Origin of the sequence: Candidatus Micropelagos thuwalensis (assembly GCF_000469155.1) — a bacterium.
GTDB lineage: Bacteria > Pseudomonadota > Alphaproteobacteria > RS24 > RS24 > Micropelagius > Micropelagius thuwalensis.
This window is the reverse complement of sequence record NZ_AWXE01000001.1, coordinates 392,179-411,959: the sequence shown is the minus strand read 5'-3', so window position 1 is coordinate 411,959 and position 19,781 is coordinate 392,179. Positions and strand designations below refer to the sequence as shown.

At 43.5% G+C, this 19,781-nt stretch carries 17 protein-coding genes and 2 tRNA genes; 10 read left to right on the top strand and 9 right to left on the bottom strand.

The features are described from left to right. Positions 1-37: 37 nt before the first annotated feature. The 6 genes from RS24_RS01990 to RS24_RS01965 form a co-directional block, all read right to left on the bottom strand. A complete protein-coding gene (locus RS24_RS01990; protein WP_021776505.1) occupies positions 38-1,270 on the bottom strand; it encodes an SAM-dependent methyltransferase in 1,233 nt (410 codons plus the stop codon). 11 nt (positions 1,271-1,281) lie between these two features. Further along, the gene (locus tag RS24_RS01985; protein ID WP_021776504.1) at positions 1,282-2,061 is read right to left on the bottom strand and encodes a DUF1365 domain-containing protein; all 780 of its coding nucleotides are present in this window, start codon (positions 2,059-2,061) and stop codon (positions 1,282-1,284) included. Further along, positions 2,051-3,340 carry an NAD(P)/FAD-dependent oxidoreductase gene (locus tag RS24_RS01980; RefSeq protein WP_021776503.1) on the bottom strand — a complete coding sequence of 430 codons (1,290 nt, stop codon included), beginning with the start codon at positions 3,338-3,340 and terminating at the stop codon, positions 2,051-2,053. Before RS24_RS01980 ends, RS24_RS01985 begins: the two co-directional genes overlap by 11 nt. Before the next feature lie 73 nt (positions 3,341-3,413). Continuing rightward, positions 3,414-4,829: a cryptochrome/photolyase family protein gene (locus RS24_RS01975; RefSeq protein ID WP_021776502.1), complete on the bottom strand. Its 1,416-nt coding sequence runs from the start codon at positions 4,827-4,829 to the stop codon at positions 3,414-3,416. 90 nt (positions 4,830-4,919) lie between these two features. Continuing rightward, positions 4,920-4,995, bottom strand: a tRNA-Asn gene (locus tag RS24_RS01970). A 70-nt stretch (positions 4,996-5,065) separates the two neighbouring features. Continuing rightward, positions 5,066-5,139: transfer RNA gene (locus tag RS24_RS01965), tRNA-Cys, on the bottom strand. 131 nt (positions 5,140-5,270) lie between these two features. On the opposite strand from RS24_RS01965, the gene RS24_RS01960 reads away from it, so the two are divergent. From RS24_RS01960 to RS24_RS01935, 6 genes are all read left to right on the top strand, one after another. Beyond that, positions 5,271-5,936, top strand: coding sequence for a protein-L-isoaspartate O-methyltransferase family protein (locus RS24_RS01960; protein ID WP_021776501.1), 666 nt, complete (start codon positions 5,271-5,273; stop codon positions 5,934-5,936). A gap of 31 nt (positions 5,937-5,967) precedes the next feature. Next, positions 5,968-7,323 carry a TolC family outer membrane protein gene (locus RS24_RS01955; RefSeq protein ID WP_038300432.1) on the top strand — a complete coding sequence of 452 codons (1,356 nt, stop codon included), beginning with the start codon at positions 5,968-5,970 and terminating at the stop codon, positions 7,321-7,323. Between the two features lie 96 nt (positions 7,324-7,419). Then, on the top strand, positions 7,420-7,770 hold the full coding sequence (locus RS24_RS01950; protein ID WP_021776499.1) for a hypothetical protein: 351 nt from the start codon (positions 7,420-7,422) through the stop codon (positions 7,768-7,770). A 188-nt stretch (positions 7,771-7,958) separates the two neighbouring features. Next, positions 7,959-10,622 carry a valine--tRNA ligase gene (locus RS24_RS01945; RefSeq protein ID WP_021776498.1) on the top strand — a complete coding sequence of 888 codons (2,664 nt, stop codon included), beginning with the start codon at positions 7,959-7,961 and terminating at the stop codon, positions 10,620-10,622. A 13-nt stretch (positions 10,623-10,635) separates the two neighbouring features. Beyond that, positions 10,636-12,354, top strand: coding sequence for a dihydroxy-acid dehydratase (gene ilvD / locus RS24_RS01940; protein WP_021776497.1), 1,719 nt, complete (start codon positions 10,636-10,638; stop codon positions 12,352-12,354). A 46-nt stretch (positions 12,355-12,400) separates the two neighbouring features. Then, positions 12,401-13,180 (top strand): SDR family NAD(P)-dependent oxidoreductase, encoded by a 780-nt coding sequence (locus RS24_RS01935; RefSeq protein ID WP_021776496.1) that lies wholly within the window; start codon positions 12,401-12,403, stop codon positions 13,178-13,180. A 2-nt stretch (positions 13,181-13,182) separates the two neighbouring features. On the opposite strand, the gene RS24_RS01930 is transcribed toward RS24_RS01935, so the two are convergent. From RS24_RS01930 to erpA, 3 genes are read right to left on the bottom strand one after another with little or no spacing between them, the layout of a single operon-like run. After that, on the bottom strand, positions 13,183-13,551 hold the full coding sequence (locus tag RS24_RS01930; RefSeq protein WP_021776495.1) for a Superoxide dismutase Cu-Zn protein: 369 nt from the start codon (positions 13,549-13,551) through the stop codon (positions 13,183-13,185). Further along, complete coding sequence (xth, locus tag RS24_RS01925) at positions 13,548-14,333, bottom strand: exodeoxyribonuclease III (protein WP_021776494.1); 786 nt, start codon at positions 14,331-14,333, stop codon at positions 13,548-13,550. Before xth ends, RS24_RS01930 begins: the two co-directional genes overlap by 4 nt. A gap of 3 nt (positions 14,334-14,336) precedes the next feature. Beyond that, entirely contained in the window at positions 14,337-14,663 is a 327-nt protein-coding gene (gene erpA, locus RS24_RS01920; protein WP_021776493.1) for an iron-sulfur cluster insertion protein ErpA, read from the bottom strand. A 119-nt stretch (positions 14,664-14,782) separates the two neighbouring features. On the opposite strand from erpA, the gene RS24_RS01915 reads away from it, so the two are divergent. The 4 genes from RS24_RS01915 to nagZ are packed head-to-tail and all read left to right on the top strand — an operon-like array spanning position 14,783 to position 19,777. Beyond that, complete coding sequence (locus tag RS24_RS01915; RefSeq protein ID WP_021776492.1) at positions 14,783-15,961, top strand: deoxyguanosinetriphosphate triphosphohydrolase; 1,179 nt, start codon at positions 14,783-14,785, stop codon at positions 15,959-15,961. A 4-nt stretch (positions 15,962-15,965) separates the two neighbouring features. Further along, positions 15,966-17,717: an arginine--tRNA ligase gene (argS, locus tag RS24_RS01910; protein WP_021776491.1), complete on the top strand. Its 1,752-nt coding sequence runs from the start codon at positions 15,966-15,968 to the stop codon at positions 17,715-17,717. Beyond that, the gene (locus RS24_RS01905) at positions 17,718-18,734 is read left to right on the top strand and encodes an SPOR domain-containing protein (protein ID WP_021776490.1); all 1,017 of its coding nucleotides are present in this window, start codon (positions 17,718-17,720) and stop codon (positions 18,732-18,734) included. Then, positions 18,731-19,777: a beta-N-acetylhexosaminidase gene (gene nagZ / locus RS24_RS01900; RefSeq protein ID WP_021776489.1), complete on the top strand. Its 1,047-nt coding sequence runs from the start codon at positions 18,731-18,733 to the stop codon at positions 19,775-19,777. The genes RS24_RS01905 and nagZ overlap by 4 nt, the downstream gene beginning before the upstream one ends. Positions 19,778-19,781 lie beyond the last annotated feature (4 nt).

The following is a 19,781-nucleotide window of genomic DNA, read 5'->3' as shown; positions in this document are numbered from 1 at the left end:
GGTTTATATGTATGACTGTTATACGCCGTTTAGAGCGTTATGGATTAGATTTGGCTTTATGCAAATAAAATTGTGATACGTCAATTGTTCCAGTTTTGAAACCTGCTTCACAATAAGCAAGATAATATTCCCACATGTGCTTAAAGCGTTCGTCAAAGCCCATAAGTTTGATTTCATGCCACTGTTCATTAAACCTGGCCCTCCATCTCGCTAAGGTCTCGGCATAATCCAAACGAAAATCGACTGTTTCTTGAAGTTTGAGATGTACCTTATTGAATTCGTCATTCAAAGCATCTTTTGAAGGGAGCATGCCACCCGGAAATATGTATTTTTGAATAAAATCAGCATTTTTTCGGTAGGTTTTGAATTTTTTGTCATCAATTGTGATGATTTGTAGGCCAGCTTTACCACCTGGTTTTAAGATACTGGAGACTTTGGTAAAAAAAGTAGGCCAATACTTTTCTCCTACGGCTTCAAACATCTCAATAGAAGCAATCCTATCAAAATCACCTTGTATATCTCTGTAATCTTGTAATTTGATATTGACCCTATCTGACAGCCCTTTTTTGCGTATGCGGTCACAAGCATAGTCATATTGCGCTTGACTGATTGTTAAGCCGGTCACGCGGCATCCAATGTGAGTTGCTGCATATTCCGCAAACCCGCCCCAACCGCAGCCAATCTCAAGGATATGATGTTCTTTTTTCAAGTCTATCGATTGCGCCAGCGACTTATATTTTTCGTGCTGGGCAGTCTCCAAGGAGTTTTTTTTATTTTTAAATATGGCAGATGAATAGGTCATGCTCGGATCAAGCCATTTTTCGTAGAAACTATTCCCTAAATCATAATGTTCGTAGATATTTTTTTTAGAACCAGATCGGGAATTTGGCCGCAAAATATGTGATAGGCGCGTCATAAATTTGATAATTTTATTTTTACCAATATGGCTTTGCATTTCATCAAGATTTAAATTTAAGACTTCTAATAAGTCTGAAATATCTGGGGTTGACCAATAATTGGCTAAATAACCCTCAGCAAAGCCTATCGCACCGGTTCTCACAATTTGTTTAAAAAGATCCCAATCATGGACAATCAGGACGCCTTTAAGGTGCATGCTTTCTTTGCCCTGATAGGTCTCGACTTTACCGTCAGGCCAATGCATTTCTATCGTCCCATGGCGAATATTTTTCAGGAGATAAACCATTAAATTTGCAATGACTTTAGTGCGTTTGGAAGGCATTAAATTAATATTATCTGATAAGGAATTCATTAGTTTAGCTATTATGAATACGTAATTCTAGATGTCTCTTTGGATGGACGTTTTATGTAGATTACACCTTTTAGGATGAGTCTCAAGGCTTCATAATGTATACCAAATACGATTTTCATCGTCATTAATGGATATCGGAAAAACGCCTTGAGGAGTTCTTTGTCGTTTAAAGCCGCGCGGTGACCGATAAAGCTTGCGAGTAAAAGAGGTGCGTTATTGCTTTTTTCTCTGATGATTACTTTAAGTTCATCACCAGGGATATCTGTCGTAAACGAATATTCCGCATCCATTGCTATAAACGGCGAAACATGAAGTTTTTTCCTGCGATTATGTTTTGCGGGACGGTCGGCATCAGTTTGAGGGACAACATAAATATGATCCTCACCGAATGTATTGTTGACCTCATAAATCATGGCAGAAATTTTATTATTTTCGAGGCAATAATAAACCGTAATCGGGTTGAACACATATCCAAAGATGCGTGGGTAGCACATCACCAATATATTATCCGGTGCTTTGATTTTTTCTTTATCTAGAATTTTTTCAATAAAGGGGCGCAATGGCGAGCCGTCTTTGGCGCCATGGTCAGATGTTCTGAAACTAAAAATGTTAAAACGGTTAAATGAGAATAGTTTTAAATTTTTCGATAAAGTTTCCAGTTGATCAATGTCAAGCAGTAATGAGAAAACCTTATAGGCAAAACGGTGCTTTTTGGGCATGTAACGGGCGTGTCTGACCGTGCCATGATAAATGGCAGAATAAGAATGGGCTGTCACGTCATTATGAGGCATTTGCTATCGTTTCAACATAGTTACGACTTTCAATATCTATGACAATTCTTTGTGCAGATTGTAAGCCATCTTCGTGAAAACCGAAACCAGCCCAAGCACCACAAAACCATGAATTTCGATTTCCTTGAATTGAGGAAAGGTTGGATTGAGCTGCAAAGGCTTTGCGGTCAAACTGGGGATGGTCATACTCAAAATATCCGAATGTCAGTTCTGAAGCAGGGGGCTCGGGGGGATTTAGGGTCACAAAAAGTGGATATTTTTTATTGATGTTTTGCAGTCGGTTCATCCAGTAACTAACTGTTACTATTATGTTATTTTTCTCATCTTTATCATGTAGATAATTCCATGCAGACCATACTTTTTCACGTTTTGGCATCAGGCGGCGGTCACGATGCAAATAAACCTGATTTGGTAAATATTTAATATCTGACAAGATTTTTTGTTCTTGGGCATCCGCATCATTCAAAAGCGAGAGGGTTTGATTAGTGTGAGCGGCAAAAATGACAGCATCAAATGTTTCAAAAACATTCTCATTATTTATGTAAACCTGCACTTTTGAGTCTTGGCGCGTTACTTTGGTTACTTCAGAATTGACTTTGAAATCAGCAGAGGTCTTAGCAACAAGTTTTTTTACATATTCTCTGCTACCGCCTTTAACAGTGCGCCATACAGGGCGGTCTTGATAAGTTAGCTTGTGGTTTATGAAAAAATTCAAAAAACTTTTTGCAGGAAAATCATTCATTGCTCTGCTAGGGGTCGACCAGATTGCAGCCCCCATAGGGATGAGGTAGTTATTTTTGAAACTCTCTGAAAATTTGTGGCGTTTTAACCAATTTCCAAGGCTTTCGGGTGCGTCTGTATTTAAATCGCCGTTGTTGGCAATTTTATTAAATCGTAAAATTTCTTTCAGCATCATCCAAAAAGATGGGCGAAATAAATTCATTCGTTGGGCGAATATGGTGTCCATAGAATCGCCTGACCACTCCAGTCCGCCACTCTTGATGTTGTATGCTGAACTGAAGGCAAAGCTCATATTGCTTTGGTTTGTTTCTACGTCTAATTCAGCAAACAGACGCGTGAGACCAGGGTAATTTAATTCATTATAGACAATAAAGCCTGTATCAACGGCAATTTGTTGTCCATCATAGTCAACATCTATCGTTGCACTATGTCCGCCAAGTCGTTCGCGTTTTTCAAAAACGGTAACTTCATGATTTTTAGAAAGTTTATAAGCGGCATAATTTCCTGATATGCCAGCACCTATGACTGCAATTTTCACTTTGCCTCCCCCTCAATCAAATTCATGGAACAGAATTGTACCAGTGGTTTTGTTTACTGATACGAGACTGAACCTAACGCCGAATTTGCTGAAAGGCTTCCAAAGCGCGATTACGAGCATATTCGTGTTCGACAATCGGGTCGGGATATTGCCCTTCCTGAAAATCCAACTCTACTCTATCCGATTTTGATTTCCATGGGGAAAATAAATGTTTCTGCTCCAAATGGGCGAGTTCTGGTATGAAACGCTTTGTATAACTCCCGTTTGGATCAAATTTTTCACCCTGAATAATTGGGTTGAAAATTCTGAAGAATGGCGCAGCATCCGCGCCACTGCCGGCAACCCATTGCCAACCAGCAATATTGTTGGCAGGGCAGGCATCCAAGAGGCGATCCCAGAAATATTTTTCCCCAGCACGCCAGTCAATCATCAAATGTTTTATCAAAAAACTGGCAGTAATCATACGAACGCGATTGTGCATATATCCCGTTCGGCGCAGTTCCCGCATCCCGGCATCAACCAGTGGATAGCCTGTATTGCCTTCTTTCCATAGTTGCAGTGCTTTTTCATTTTCCTCCCAAGGAAAATCATTGAAGGAGGGTTGCAGGTTTTGTGTCGCCATTTCAGGGACGTGAAAAATCAGATGATAAGAAAATTCACGCCATCCAATTTCCGCCAAAAATTTTGTAACTGTTTTCTCTGAAAAACTTTCATGTGATTTAACAAATTGAATTTTTGACCATATTTGGCGTGGGCTGATTTCTCCCCAGCGCAAATAAGGTGATAATCGAGACGTTGCCAGGCGGTCAGGAAAATCTCGAAACTCAGCATAAATTGCCAAACCTTCTTCTACAAATTTCTCTAATTGCTGATATGCGCCTGATTCTCCGGGTGTCCATTCCTCCGTGACTAAATCCGCATCTTCATCTAAAGGCGTCGCTGGCAAAGGAATTTGAAACGGGTCAATGTCTGGGTGCCCTCGTAGTTCGGCTGGTCTTGGGCATGGAGAGTCAGGTTGGTTTTCAGCCATACATTGTCGCCAGAAGGGTGAGAAAACCTTAAAATGTGATCCAGATTTGTTTTTAATTAACCATGGCTCAAATAACAAAGATGCGTTGAAACTTGCGCATTGAATTCCTTTATCACTGAACGTCTGTTTTATTTCTTTATCCCGCGCAACACTGTAGCCGTCATATTGACGACTCCAGACAAATTCGTCGGCATCATAAAAACTTGCCAGTTTTTGCAAAATCTCAAGCGGACGACCTTCATAAAAGTTCAAATTAGCCCCAATTTTTTTAAGCTCGGCGCCAAGATTGATGAGGCTTTGCTCGCGCCACCATGATGCTGCCATGCCTATAGGTCTGTCATTTGGATCAAAAATGTAAATGGGGATAATGCGTTTACCTGTTTGTGAGGCGTGCAAAAGAGCCGGATTATCCGCTAGGCGTAGATCTTGACGAAACCAATAAATAATTGATTTGGACATCTAAAAGTCTCCATATGTTTATGAAACATACGCTTAAGCAGGCAGATTGGATGAAAGAGAGGGTATTCAATATCTATAGAAAAATTCCGGTGGCTCCGCCTGCTGGGCTCGAACCAGCGACCCAATGATTAACAGTCATTTGCTCTACCAACTGAGCTAAGGCGGATCAGCCTACCGGATAGGTCGATATATCAAAGCATGGCACCTGCGCCAAGCTAAATTTATCTTTTTTTCTTTGGAGGCCACGCCCGGACTCGAACCGGGGTACACGGCTTTGCAGGCCGCTGCGTAACCACTCCGCCACGTGGCCATTACACAAAGATGAGGCATGCTATATCAAAGCAAGAAAAACAAAACAATCTTTTCATTCTTTTCAATGCTAATTTCTTGTTTTCCATTGCACACAATCGTATAAGCAAATAATTCCATCCAGAGGTTAAAATGGTCGAACAGATTGTAGATTTTGAAGTTGCTAGAGAAGCAATGGTGGAGTGTCAGGTTTTACCCGGTGGCGTGCGTGATACCAAACTTTGCCGCGTTCTTAAGAATATTCCTCGTGAAGCCTATGTTCCGGAGAAATATAAGAACCTTGCTTATATGGACAAAAACATTCCCCTCATAGGTGAGCGTGAAGTCTTAAATCCTCTTGTCTTGTCTATGCTGGTTGAGCTTGCGGATATACAACCAGATGATTTGGTTTTGGATATTGGGTGTGGTCTTGGATATTCAACAGCGGTATTAGCAGCGCTTGCCGGGACGGTTGTTGCGCTTGAAAATAATCCTGTTTTTGTAGAAAGCGCCAATACAGTTTTACAGAATCAAAATATTGATAATGCAGTTGTTGTAGAGGGCGATCACGCAGTTGGTCAGCCAAAACAAGGGCCATTTAATGTGATTTTCATCGGCGGTTTGGTTGATGAAGTTCCACATACACTGCTTGACCAACTTGATAAAAACGGTCGTCTTGTTTGTGTATCTACTTATGAGAATGCCAGTCGCGGCGTTATTATTTCGCGTCATGGCGACAGTTTTTCTATTAATGCTGCGTTAGATGTAACTGCACCAAAAATGCTAGGTTTTGAGAAAGAAGAGCAGTTTTCTTTTTGAATATTCGTAAAGAACTCAAAAAGATTTACATATGTCATTTATGAACCGATTTCTTACAATATTTATTCTGACTTTTATCATGGTCGGAGATGCACTTGCCCAATCTTTTGAGGAAGCTATGTCGCTTGCTCTTGGCAACAACCCCCAATTATTGGCGGCGATCTCCGAGTATAAAGCCATCCGCCAATCTCAATATATTGCTATAAGCGCAAGCCTTCCGCAAATTGAAGCCTATGCACGGAGTTCGACCAACGACACAAAAACGAATTGCTTGGTTGACTTAGATGGTGTTTGCAATGGTGTGGCTGTGGATCAGCAAGTTCCCCCATTTCTGGAAGAACATGATACTGAAGGGTGGGGACTAAATGCCAGTTTGAGTATTTTTACCAGCGGTAAGAATTTTAATGATTTTCGTAAAGCACGCGCTGATATTGTCACTCAGAAAATCAGCCTCCAGAATACAGAACAAACAGTTTTGTTGAATGCAGCGCAAGCTTTCCTTGATGTGCTGCGCGACCAGGCTCTAACAAGCTTACGCCAAAAAAATGTAGAAGTTTTGGAAAGACAATTCCAAGCTGTTAAAGACCAATTTGAGGTTGGTATTGTCACACGAACGGATGTGGCCCAATCCGAGTCCCGACTTAAGCTTGCGCAGTCAAATTTGCTTTTACAAAATGCTTCGCTTTCTGCTTCTAGGGCGACTTATCAGGAAGTTATCGGACAGCCACCGGGCAGACTTATTCCACCTGAAAAACTGCCTGAATTACCAGAATTGCTTGAGCAAGCTTTGACCATTGCACGGTCAAACAGCCCGATTTTACGGTCTGCACAAGAAATTGCGCGAGGGGCTAAATACGCCACATACAGCACGGTTGCGGCGTCTTTGCCACAAGTGCGACTATTTGGTAATTATTCCGTCATGGACGATCCAACGCGCATGAAAGTTGGGTTGCAAGATGAGGTCACGAATTTCGGTGTGGAAGTTAAGATGCCTGTTTTTACAGGCGGGAGATCTTTAGCGACAATTAATGCATCGCGGCATGTTTCTAACAATTCAAAATATAATGTTCATGCGGCGGCCAATCAGGTGCAAAAATTGGTGACAATTGCTTGGTTTGATTTTAGTGCCGCAGGCGGACGCGTTGAAGCATCAAACGGTCAAATATTAGCGTCCAAAATAGCGCTTGAGGGTGTCCAGCAGGAGCGCGAACTTGGTACGCGGACAACATTAGATGTGTTAAATGCAGAGCAAGAGCTTTTAGATGCCCGGGTCGCGCAGGTAAAGGCCGAGCGCGATCAGATTCTTTCAGCCTATAGATTACTATCGGCTATTGGCAGATTGACGGGCGATAACCTTGAGCTTATCCCCGCTTCCCTAAGTGACTGATCAATTTAGTTTGCCTGTCCGGCTAATTTGATTAAACTTTAATAAATTTATGTTGCGTTCAATGTCGTATTTCATAAAGGAACAATGGACGACGAAATGAATAATTATGAAGACGAGGCGCAAAAACTCGCAGATTTTGTTCCAGCAAATACAAAAATAGGCGTATCCTCACCCAAACCATCTATTCCGGGAGATGATCAGCAGTCCGAGGATATTGTTAGAGCTGTTGAAATACTGGTTGGGGATAGAAATAAGCGCTTTACATATGCGCGTGATAATATGGCGGCGGCGAGCGAGGTCATGCAGGCTGTTGAGGATAATATCTCATTTCAAAATGAGGCATGGGCTATTGACCAAATTCTTCAAGATGAAGAATCTGAACTGCCTAAAATGACTGTCCTTGAGGTCATGATGCGTGAAGCTTTGCCTGATTTGTTACAAGACTAGATGAATAAAAATATGGAAGCGATTGCCACAGAGATGATCAGGCGTGACGCTTTGCATGATGCGGTGGCACAAGTTTGGTCGAAGAAAATGAAAAATTCAACTTAAGCTCTATAAGCCATTGAAGACTATAAAAGATTGTAGTACCCACGGGAATACGATTATTCTTTGACCGATAACGAGTCCGGTAAATGTCTGATACCTCACCCGCTGATATAGAAAAGCGTTTATATGCAGAATGGGAAGAGCAAGGTTGCTTTGAAGCAGGCCGTGTGGATGGCGATCCTTACACGATTGTAATTCCGCCGCCTAATGTTACTGGCAATTTGCATATGGGGCATGCCCTTAATAATACGCTTCAGGATATTCTTTGCCGATTTGAACGGATGCGCGGTCGCGATGTTTTATGGCAACCCGGTACGGACCATGCTGGCATTGCCACTCAAATGGTGGTCGAGCGTCAACTAGCTGAAGCGGGTGAGCCTTCGCGCCGTGATATGGGGCGACAGGCTTTTCTTGAGCGTGTCTGGCAATGGAAAGAGGAAAGTGGCTCAACGATAACGCAGCAACTCCGTCGCTTAGGAGCCTCGTGCGACTGGAGCCGTGAACGTTTCACGATGGATGAGGGGCTGTCTAAAGCTGTTCTTAAAGTTTTTGTGACCTTACATCAGCAGGGTTTGATTTATAAAGACAAGCGCCTGGTAAATTGGGATCCAAAATTACTGACGGCAATTTCCGATCTTGAGGTGGTGCAAAAAGAGGTGAATTCACATCTCTGGCATTTCAATTACCCGCTGGAAGATGGGGCAGGTCATATTACGGTTGCAACCACACGTCCTGAAACCATGCTTGGGGATACCGGGGTTGCGGTTCATCCTGACGATGAAAGATATGCTGATTTGGTCGGTAAGAATGTAATTCTTCCAATTGTTGGGCGGAAAATTCCCATTGTTGCGGATAGCTACGCCGATCCTGAGCAAGGTTCAGGTGCAGTTAAAATTACCCCAGCGCATGATTTTAATGACTTTGAGGTTGGACGCCGATGCAATCTGAATTCGGTTAACATTCTTGATAAAACAGCATGTATTGAATTGAATGAAGATGATTTTTCCGACATGGAAAGCCTCGATAGCTGGCAAGGGCTTGAGCGGTTTGAAGCGCGTAAACGCGTTATTGATGAGATTACCGAGCTAGGCTTGCTTGATAAGATTGAAGATAACACACATATGGTGCCGTTTGGCGATCGTTCAGATGTTGTTATCGAGCCATGGTTGACAGACCAATGGTATGTAGATGCGGCAACTCTCGCAAAACCCGCCATCGAGGCGGTTAAATCGGGCCAAACAAAATTTGTCCCAGCGAATTGGGAAAAAACTTATTTTGACTGGATGGAAAATATCCAGCCTTGGTGCATTTCACGCCAGCTTTGGTGGGGACATCAAATTCCGGCATGGTACGGGCCGGATGGCGAGGTGTTTGTCGCTGAAAGTGAACAGGATGCTTACGCAGCCGCAAAGACGCATTATGGTCATGATACCGAATTGACGCGCGATGAGGATGTTCTCGATACTTGGTTTTCTTCTGCGCTTTGGCCTTTCTCAACATTAGGGTGGCCAGATGATACATCTGAGCTCCACAAACATTACAAAACTGATGTGCTGGTCACAGGTTTTGATATTATTTTCTTTTGGGTAGCCCGCATGATGATGATGGGACTTCATTTCAAACAAGAAGTTCCTTTTCACACGGTTTATATTCATGCACTCGTCAGAGATGAGAAGGGCGCAAAAATGTCCAAATCAAAGGGCAATGTAATAGACCCGCTTGAATTGGCGGATAAATATTCCGCCGATGCGTTGAGATTTACTTTGTCAGCCATGGCAGCAATGGGACGGGATATTAAACTTTCTGAAAGTCGCGTGGAAGGTTATAGAAATTTTGCGACGAAGTTGAGAAATGCAACTCGTTTTTGTGAAATCAACGAATGTTTTACTGCGGGCGCATTTAATCCTGCCGAGGCTACCTTACCTCTAACACAATGGCTTGTTGGTGAAACATATCGCGCAACAGAGGCAATTACTGCTTCTCTTGAAGCCTATAGATTTAATGATGCTTCAACATCCGTTTACCAATTTATCTGGGATGGGTTTTGTGATTGGTTTATCGAGCTTGCAAAGCCTATTTTGCAGGGTGACGATGAAGCGACTAAAATTGAAACGCAGGCTGCCGCTCAATGGGGGTTGCAAAATGCCCTTAAATTACTGCACCCATTCATGCCTTATGTGACAGAAGAATTATGGCAGGAAATAAAGCCTGCTGATACGGGCACTAAATTTCTGATGCTTGAAAATTGGCCACAAATTCCAGAAAACTTAATGAACAAAGACGCTGATGCAGAAATTAACTGGGTCATTAAGGCCATCACCGGCATCCGCTCCGTCCGTTCAGAAATGAATGTGCCGGCTGGTGCAAAAATTCCCCTTATTGTTTCTGGCAGTAATGAACTAACGCAACAGCGTATCGTCAGGCATAATGATGTTTTGAAAAGACTTGCTCGTCTTGATACAATCACGGTGCAGAATGATTTTCCTGAGGGGTCGATACAATCTATCGTTGAGGAAGCGGTGTTTGCTATTCATCTTAACGAGGTGATTGATGTTACTGCGGAAACCGATAGATTAAAAAAAGAAATCACCAAAGTGGAAAAAGAAATTTCAAAAATATCAGGTAAGTTGAACAATCAAGGCTTTCTTGAAAAAGCCCCTGACGCGGTTATTCAAGAAAATAAATCCCGTTTGCAAGATGAACAAAGCAAGCTAGAAAAACTCGAAACTGCCCTAGACCGGTTGAGTTGATACGGAGCACCAAATGACAAAATTTGATAAATCAAAACTTCCAAGTCGCCATGTATCTGTTGGCCCCGAGCGCGCGCCTCATCGATCATATTATTATGCTATGGGCATGACTGAAGAAGAAATTGCACAACCATTTGTCGGTGTTGTGTCATGTTGGAATGAAGCTGCGCCCTGTAACATCGCCCTAATGCGTCAGGCACAGGCTGCAAAAGCAGGGGTAAAAGCCGCAGATGGAACGCCGCGAGAGTTCTGCACCATTAGTGTTACTGATGGTATCGCCATGGGACATGAGGGAATGAAGTCCTCACTCATTTCACGAGAGGTTATTGCCGATAGTGTTGAACTTACCATGCGTGGGCATTGTTATGATGCAATGGTTGGCTTGGCTGGCTGTGATAAATCTCTGCCGGGTCTTATGATGGCTATGTTACGTTTGAATGTGCCAAGCGTGTTTATGTATGGTGGTTCAATCATGCCTGGTGAATTTAAAGGTAAGGATGTAACAGTCCTTGATGTGTTTGAGGCTGTTGGTCAAAATGCGGCTGGAAACATGCCGGATGATGAATTGCATGCATTGGAGTGCGTAGCTTGTCCTAGCGCCGGAGCATGCGGGGGACAATTTACAGCTAATACCATGGCTTGTGTCTCTGAAGCTATTGGGTTGGCTCTTCCAAATTCTGCCGGTGCACCCGCGCCTTATGAAAGCCGTGATGCCTATGCTGAAGCTTCAGGCAGAGCAGTGATGTCGCTGATTGAGCATAACCTCCGACCACGCGATATTGTGACACGTAAAGCATTTGAAAATGCGGCGACGGTTGTTGCCGCAACAGGTGGGTCAACTAATGCAGGGCTTCATTTACCTGCCATGGCGCATGAAGCAGGCATTGATTTTGATCTGCTTGAGGTTGCTGAGATTTTTAAGAAAACACCCTATGTTGCAGATCTGAAACCGGGCGGGCAGTATGTTGCAAAAGATATGTATGAAGCTGGCGGTGTGCCGATGCTTCTGAAAACTTTACTTGAAGGCGGATATCTTCATGGTGATTGCAAAACGGTTACCGGTAAATCTCTCGGTGATAATCTTGAAGAAATTACATTTAATCCAAATCAAAAAGTTATTTATCCGGTATCAAATCCACTTTCGCCAACTGGGGGTGTTGTTGGATTGACCGGTTCACTCGCACCAGAAGGGGCGATTGTTAAGGTTGCGGGTATGGAGTTGCTTCAATTTGAAGGCGCGGCGCGTTGCTTCGATTGCGAGGAAGACGCTTTTAAAGCCGTTGAAGCTGGTGACTATAAAGCTGGGGATGTAATTATTATTCGCTATGAAGGGCCCAAAGGTGGCCCTGGCATGCGCGAGATGCTATCGACGACTGCAGCTATTTACGGGCAGGGCAATGGCGATAAAGTTGCGCTTATCACGGATGGTAGATTTTCCGGTGCAACACGAGGTTTCTGTATCGGTCATGTCGGGCCTGAAGCGGCTGACGGTGGCCCTATTGCCTTGATTGAAGATGGCGACATCATCCGCATTGATGCTGAAAAGGGAACGCTAGATTTGCTTGTGGAAGACAGCGTAATGGCTGATAGACATAAAAAATGGCAGGGCAAAGAAACTGATTTCACTTCCGGAACAATATGGAAATATGCACAAAGTGTTGGGCCTGCCCGTAAAGGGGCTGTCACGCATCCAGGTGGTGCAAAGGAAAAACGCCAATTTGCTGATGTTTAACTGACTCACATTTTAAAAATTTTTGGTATTTAATATTGTGACTGATATGAAATCCATTTGTTTAATTATTGGTGCTGGTGCCGGGATAGGCGGTCATGTAGGTAAACGTTTTGCACGTGAAGGATATCATGTAGTTCTGTGCCGTCGTAGTGATGCGGATGGGCTGGAAACTCTTGTTAAAGAGATTGAAGGCGATGGCGGTAGTGTGGAAGGGCGGCTTTTAAATATTGTTGATGAGAATGCGATTGAAGGTCTTGTCCTGGATATTGAGAAAAATACCGGCCCCATTGAGGTTGTTGTTCATAATATTGGCGCGCAAATCGGTAATCGTCGTCTAACCGATACGCCTTTGAAAACCTTCGAACTTGGTTGGCGTTTGTCATGTTTTTCACTTTTCAGACTGGCTTACGCCGTATTGCCAATTATGGCGGAACGCGGGAAGGGAACACTCCTGGTAACCTCCTCAACAGCATCTCGGCGCGGCAATGCCGGACAGCATTCACATGCAGCCGCTATGGGCGGACGGCGAATGCTCTGCCAATCTCTCAATGCAGAATTCGCATCACAGAATGTTCATGTGGCGCATATTATTATTGACGGGGCAGTGGATGCTCCAGACACGCTTGGTAAAATGTTAGGGACTGAAGCCTTTGAGAGGCTAAGGCAAGAAATAGGCCGTGAAGATGGTCTTATGCTCCCGGAGCACATAGCAGATACTTACTTTCATATTGCGCACCAACACCGTTCCGTTTGGACGCATGAACTTGATTTGAGAAGTTTTTCTGACGAAGCTTGGTGGAACCATGCAGTAAGCGTTAAATTTTAAAATTAACCAGATGCGCTAGATAAATCACATTCTTTGAGGTTTGCGGCCTCTTCAAGAGCATTAATTCTGCCTGTTAAATCTGCAAGTTCTCGTTTTTTAAAATTATCTTCATCGCCTAGAAATAACAAAAACGGCCAAAATATTATGCTCGCGCCGATCTGCCAGATGTCATTTTGAGCCGTATTTTTCATATCGCCCGAAATTTTTTCAACCCGCGTAACGAGCCGATTGCGGTCGGTTTTTATTTGAGCGCAACTGGCTGTTTCATATTGAGCGGCTGAATGAGGATAAGGATCGATGTCACTAGGGAACGAGGCGCAACCGAATAAGAGGGGCAATATGATAAAAGCGGATAATATGTTCTGTTTCATGCCATATCCAATTCAATTAAAACAGGCACATGATCACTTGGCTTTTCCCAATCGCGTGTATGCTTGTCTATGCGAACATTGACGAGTTTGTCAGCCGCAAGAGGAGATAGTAAGTGGTGGTCGATACGGATGCCCTTATTTTTCGGCCAAGCACCGCCTTGATAATCCCAGAATGTGTATGTGTCAGGACCGGTTGTTGTGAGTGTGCCCACCGCTTCGGTGAGTCCCAGATTAACTAAACGCCGGAACGCTTCGCGTGTTTCAGGGCGGTAAAGCGCATCGCCTTCCCAGGCATCTGGCGCATGCACATCTTGCGGGGACGGAATTGCGTTATAGTCACCTGCCAAAACAAATGCCTCTTCATTTTGCATTAAAATTTCAGCATGTTTTTCGAATGCTGCCATCCATGCAAGTTTATAGGGGTATTTCGGGGAGTCGACAGGGTTGCCGTTGGGCAGATAAAGTGAGGCAACTCTTAAGGCGCCTGAGGACGTTGAGACAACAGCTTCAATATAACGGCTATGCTCATCATCGAAACCAGGAATGCCGCGTATGATATCTTCCAGTCGATAACGAGATAACAACGCAACACCATTATAAGTCTTTTGACCGAACGTTTCGATATTATAGCCAAGGGCTTCAATCTCAGACCTTGGAAATGCCTCGTCAACGCATTTAAGTTCTTGTAAGGCAACAATATCGGGTTTGGCTTCTTCAAGCCAAGTCAGCAGGTTTTGTAACCGTGCTTTAACCGAATTAACGTTCCAACTGGCAATCAGCATATTTTAAACTGAAAATGAAGTGCCGCAGCCACACGAAGACGTGGCAACGGGATTGTTGATTTTAAAGCTGGCACCAATCAAATCGTCGACCCAGTCGATTTCCGCCCCATCCATATATTGAAGGGATAATTCATCGACTAAGACAATAATATCGTTACGCGTGAACTGCTTGTCATCAACAGTAGCAGTATCATCAATTGAGAATGAATAAGAAAAGCCTGAGCAACCGCCACCTTGTACGGATATCCTGAGCATCGAGCCTGGTGCTTCTTGTTCCAAAATCTTTTTGATTTGGTTGGCAGCGTTTTCAGTGACAGAAAAATTTTCCATAAGTCTTAGATAGGCAGGTTTACATTGTTTTTCAAGACATCATCCTACAATGACACTTGTGAGTGACTCTTTCTTCGAACTAGATTAAGAAAACAGAATAATATTTAGGTACGAAAAAGATGTATCAGCTGGCTAATTTTGCCTCACAACCAGACAAAACGCGTGGGCGTCTTTATGCAGAGCCCGAAAGTTCCACACGGTCTCCGTTTCAGCGTGATCGAGATCGTGTGCTTCATTCTGGTGCCTTCCGAAGGCTGATTCATAAGACACAAGTATTTATCGCTCATGTTGGAGATTATTACCGTACCCGTCTTACTCATTCCCTTGAGGTGGCACAAATTGCAAGGTCAATTTCACGCGAATTGAAAGTTAATGAAGATTTAGCCGAAACGCTTGCTCTGTGTCACGATTTGGGGCATACGCCATTCGGCCATGCTGGTGAGGAAGCTCTTGATGCAGCGATGCAAAATCATGGCGGTTTTGATCATAACGCCCAATCTTTAAGAATTGTTACACATTTAGAGCAGCGCTATGCTGATTTTGATGGGCTGAATCTGACATGGGAAACGCTTGAAGGATTGGTCAAGCATAACGGCCCGGTAGTAGGCGCTGAAAATCCGATTGAAACAGCGCCTTACGCTATCCGAAAATATTCCGAGAAGCATGATTTAGAATTATCTGGTCACGCGGGTATCGAAGCTCAAATTGCCGCTATCTCAGATGATATTGCCTATAATAATCATGATATTGATGATGGATTACGGGCGGGTTTGTTTACAATAGATGACTTGTTGCCTCTGCCACTTGTTGGCGACATATTTACCCAAGTTATGTCGACTTATCCGTCTCTGGAACCGCGAAGGTTACGCCATGAGGCTATTCGTCGTTTAATTTCTCAAATGGTAAGCGATGTTGTTGCCGAAACAGAAAAACGCGTTAATGAAAATAATATTCAGAGAGCTGAAGACGTACGCGCATTGTCATATTCGGTAGCCGAGTTTTCATCTCAAATGCAAGAAAGCCATCTTGCTTTAAAAGAATTTCTTCGTGCCAAGATGTATCGTCATTCAGAGGTGAATAGATCTATGAGTAAGGCGCGCCGTATTGTTAAGGATCTTTTCAACCTGTTTTATGATGAGCCTCATTTGTTACCTGAGGAATGGCAAGAGCTTTGCGACAAACCCGGTAGTGAAACAACTGCGCGTATCATCTGTGATTATATTGCAGGCATGACGGACAGGTTTGCTGTTGAAGAACACAAAACACTTTTTAATCTGTCAGAACATAACTACAGGTAAGTTGATGAATATTTTTGCCGCCTTCAGAGCACGAATTGACGAAAGCATCCGCGAGCTTATCCAGCAAGGCGTTGTTAACGATAGTGCCGACCTCTCCCGCATTTCAGTTGAACCACCTCGTGAGGCGTCGCATGGCGATATGGCGACGAATGCCGCCATGGTTCTTAGCAAGTTTTCGGAACTACAACCGCTTGATCTCGCTGGTAAAATTGCTGATTTACTATCCGAAGATAAAGATATTGTCGCCATTGATATTGCAGGGCCGGGGTTTATCAACTTGTCTTTAGCGCCGTCCGTTTGGCAGGGCCAAGTTGCAAATGTTTTGAGAGCCGGTACGGCTTATGGAAACAGCGACATTGGTGCAGAGGATAAGGTCAATATTGAATATGTATCAGCCAATCCAACCGGCCCTATGCATGTTGGTCATGCGCGTGGAGCTGTAGTTGGTGATGCATTGGCGCGTTTGCTAGAACGTGCAAATTATCAAGTCACACGAGAGTATTACATCAATGATGCGGGTAGTCAGACAGATACACTGGCGCGATCAGCATTAATCAGAATGCGCGAAGCACTTGGTGAAGATATTGGAGACATTCCTGAAGGCTTATATCCTGGTGATTATCTAATAGGTGTTGGTCAGGCTCTTGCCACAGAATATGGCGCGGCCTTATTTGAGAATCCCGAGGTGGAGCAGATTGCTGCCGCCAAGTCCATGGCTTTGCCCATGATGATGGAGATGATTAAAGATGATCTGGATGTCTTGGGTGTGAATCATGATGTATTTTTGTCGGAGCAATCCTTACATGATAGTGGTGCTGTGGATAACAGTATCAGCCGCCTTGATGAGATGGGACTTATTTATGAGGGTGTGCTTGAGCCACCGAAAGGCAAAACGCCGCCTCCAGACTGGGAGCCTTCCCCGCAAACGCTTTTTAAATCTTCTGAATTTGGAGATGACAGCGATAGAGCCTTAAAAAAATCAGACGGTAGCTGGACATATTTTGCGCCAGATATTGCGTGTCACTTAGATAAATTTGAGCGTGGCTATAAGCAGATGATTGATGTCTGGGGTGCTGACCATGCGGGCTATATAAAAAGGATGAAATCTGCCGTGACAGCTGTGACGGCAGGCGCGGGAAATCTGGATGTCAAAATTTGTCAGATGGTCAAGCTCATGAGAGATGGTGAGCCGGTCAAAATGTCAAAACGGGCAGGGCAGTTTATCACCCTAAGAGAAGTTGTGGATGAAGTTGGTAAAGACGTTGTGAGATTTATGATGCTCACGCGTAAAAATGATGCACCGCTAGAATTTGATTTCGTTAAAGTTCAAGAGCAAAGTCGTGATAATCCTGTCTTTTATGTTCAGTATGCTCATGCTCGTATTTGCTCTGTCATTCGAAACGCCGAGGAGATATTTGGTGCCATAAATGATGACGACTTGGCTGATGCTGATGCACACTTAATTGGTGACCCGGCAGAGATTGCACTTTTGAAAATGATATCTGCGTTTCCGCGAGTTCTTGAAAGTGCAGCAGTAAACCATGAGCCGCACCGTATTGCTTTTTATCTTCAGGATTTAGCATCAACATTCCATAGTTTATGGAATCTAGGTAAAGAGCGTCCGGATTTGAAATTTATTATTGAGGATAAAAAAAATGTTACAATGGCTCGTGTTTCCATGATTCGTTGTTGTGCGTTTGTGATTGCTTCCGGTTTAGACATTATAGGAGTACGCCCAGAGGAGGAAATGCGATAAATGTCGCCAACTAAGCCACCATCAGGTCCGCCAAATGACCCGTTTACAGATCCGCTCTCCGGCTCTGGAACTGAAACATTGTCTGCAGGGGATAACTTCACACCTCTTTCAAGCCAAATGACAAACCAGAATGCTGATATCGGTATAGGTAAGCCCCCGCCGGATGCGTCTTATTACGATTACAATGATGGAGGAAGTAATCTTCCTATTATTCTTATGGGTATTGGCGCTGTTTTGATAACTGCCATGATCGCCGGGCTTGTGTATTTGGCTTACATGAAAGGTCTGGAAGACGGTCAGAGTAGCATGCCGCCACTTATACTGGCAGAAGAAGCTCCCGTTAAAACACCTCCACCCGATGAGATTACAGCACGGCGTCCTGAAGAGGGGGGATTAAATATTTACCGTCAGCTTGAGGTTGAGGATGTGGATGCCTCAACTCAAGAGAATATCCCGTCTGAAGCTTTGTCCGAACCTATTGATGACATCCCTGCTATAAAAGAAGATAGCATGGAAGGTAATGGCGGGATTGAAAGCTTGATGGCAGAGGTTATGGAGGTTGAAACACAAACTTTTGATAACGCGGCAGCTGAAAATCCTGAAGCATTAGAAGGTGAGACACTTGAAAAAACATCGATAGAAGAGTCGCAATCTGAAGAAAATTTGATACCTCTAGCATCACCAAAATCTAAAAATAAGACAGAAATTACACCGGAAATCGTATCAGAGGTATCAACAAATATTGCGCCTCTAGTCATTGAAAATAACTATATGGTGCAGCTTATTTCGGTGAGAACACCTGCAGAGGCATCTAAAGAGTTTACAAGAATATCTAATAAAAACAAATCAATAATTGGAAATCGTGAACCATTAGTTAAAGAGGTGGATTTAGGGGAGCGTGGCAAGTTTTACAGGGTAAATATACATGGATTTGTATCATTAGATGCTGCAAATGAATTTTGTAGCGCGTTAAAGGAGAATGGTCAGGACTGCCTTGTTGTTAAGGTTCCGCAATGACATCACGTCAGGCGGCTATTTATGGCGTTTCAGGGCCTGAACTTTCCTCGGATGAAATTGATTTTATAAGTGAAGCAAAGCCTTTAGGTTTTATTATTTTTAGTAGGAATATTAAATCTCTAGAGCAGGTTTCTAATCTGGTTTCTCATCTTAAATCTTTTGCAAAAGATGATGAAACTTTGGTTTTAATTGATCAAGAAGGTGGACGCGTTGCGCGTTTACGCCCTCCGCTTGTTCGGGAATACCCTCAGGCTGAAATTTATGGCAAAATTTACGAATTAAATCCCGTAAATGCCATGCGTGCAGCTTATCTCGGTGCTGTTTTAATGGCGAAAGACCTTCTGAGTCTGGGCATAAATGTAGATTGTACGCCTTGTTTGGATTTATCTTTGCCGCAAACTTCAGATGTTATTGGTGACAGGGCTTTTTCTAAACATCCGGAAGTGGTGGGCGCTTTGGGACAATCTGTTGCGCAAGGGTTTCTTGATGAATGCGCGTTACCGGTGATTAAACACATTCCCGGTCACGGTCATGGCACTGTGGATAGCCATGAATCGTTACCAATTGTTGAGGCTTCGTTAGACGAACTGGTGAATGATTTTGCACCTTTTCGTAAATGTAATTACTTACCATTGGCGATGACGGGCCATCTTGTGTTTAACGCGATTGATGCAGAAAATGTGTCTACACAGTCTGCAAAATTGATTAAAAAAGTCATTCGTGGGCATATTGGTTTTGATGGTCTACTGATGACGGATGATATATCCATGAAAGCGCTTTCACCGGATAAAGGCATTACATTGCATGCTGAGAATGCGCTTAGGGCTGGATGTGATGTGATTTTGCATTGTAATGGTGACGCAAGTGAAATGTTTCCTCTCATGGAGACTCTGCCGCGATTGACGGGTAGGGCGCTAGAGAGAGCTGATAAGGCTATGAAGTTATTGTCTAGCAAAACCTCAAAAATTGATGCGGCCACTGCCGAGGAGGAATGGAAGGAATTAATATCTGCCCATTTTCCCGAATCTCCGAAAAATGTATAAAGAA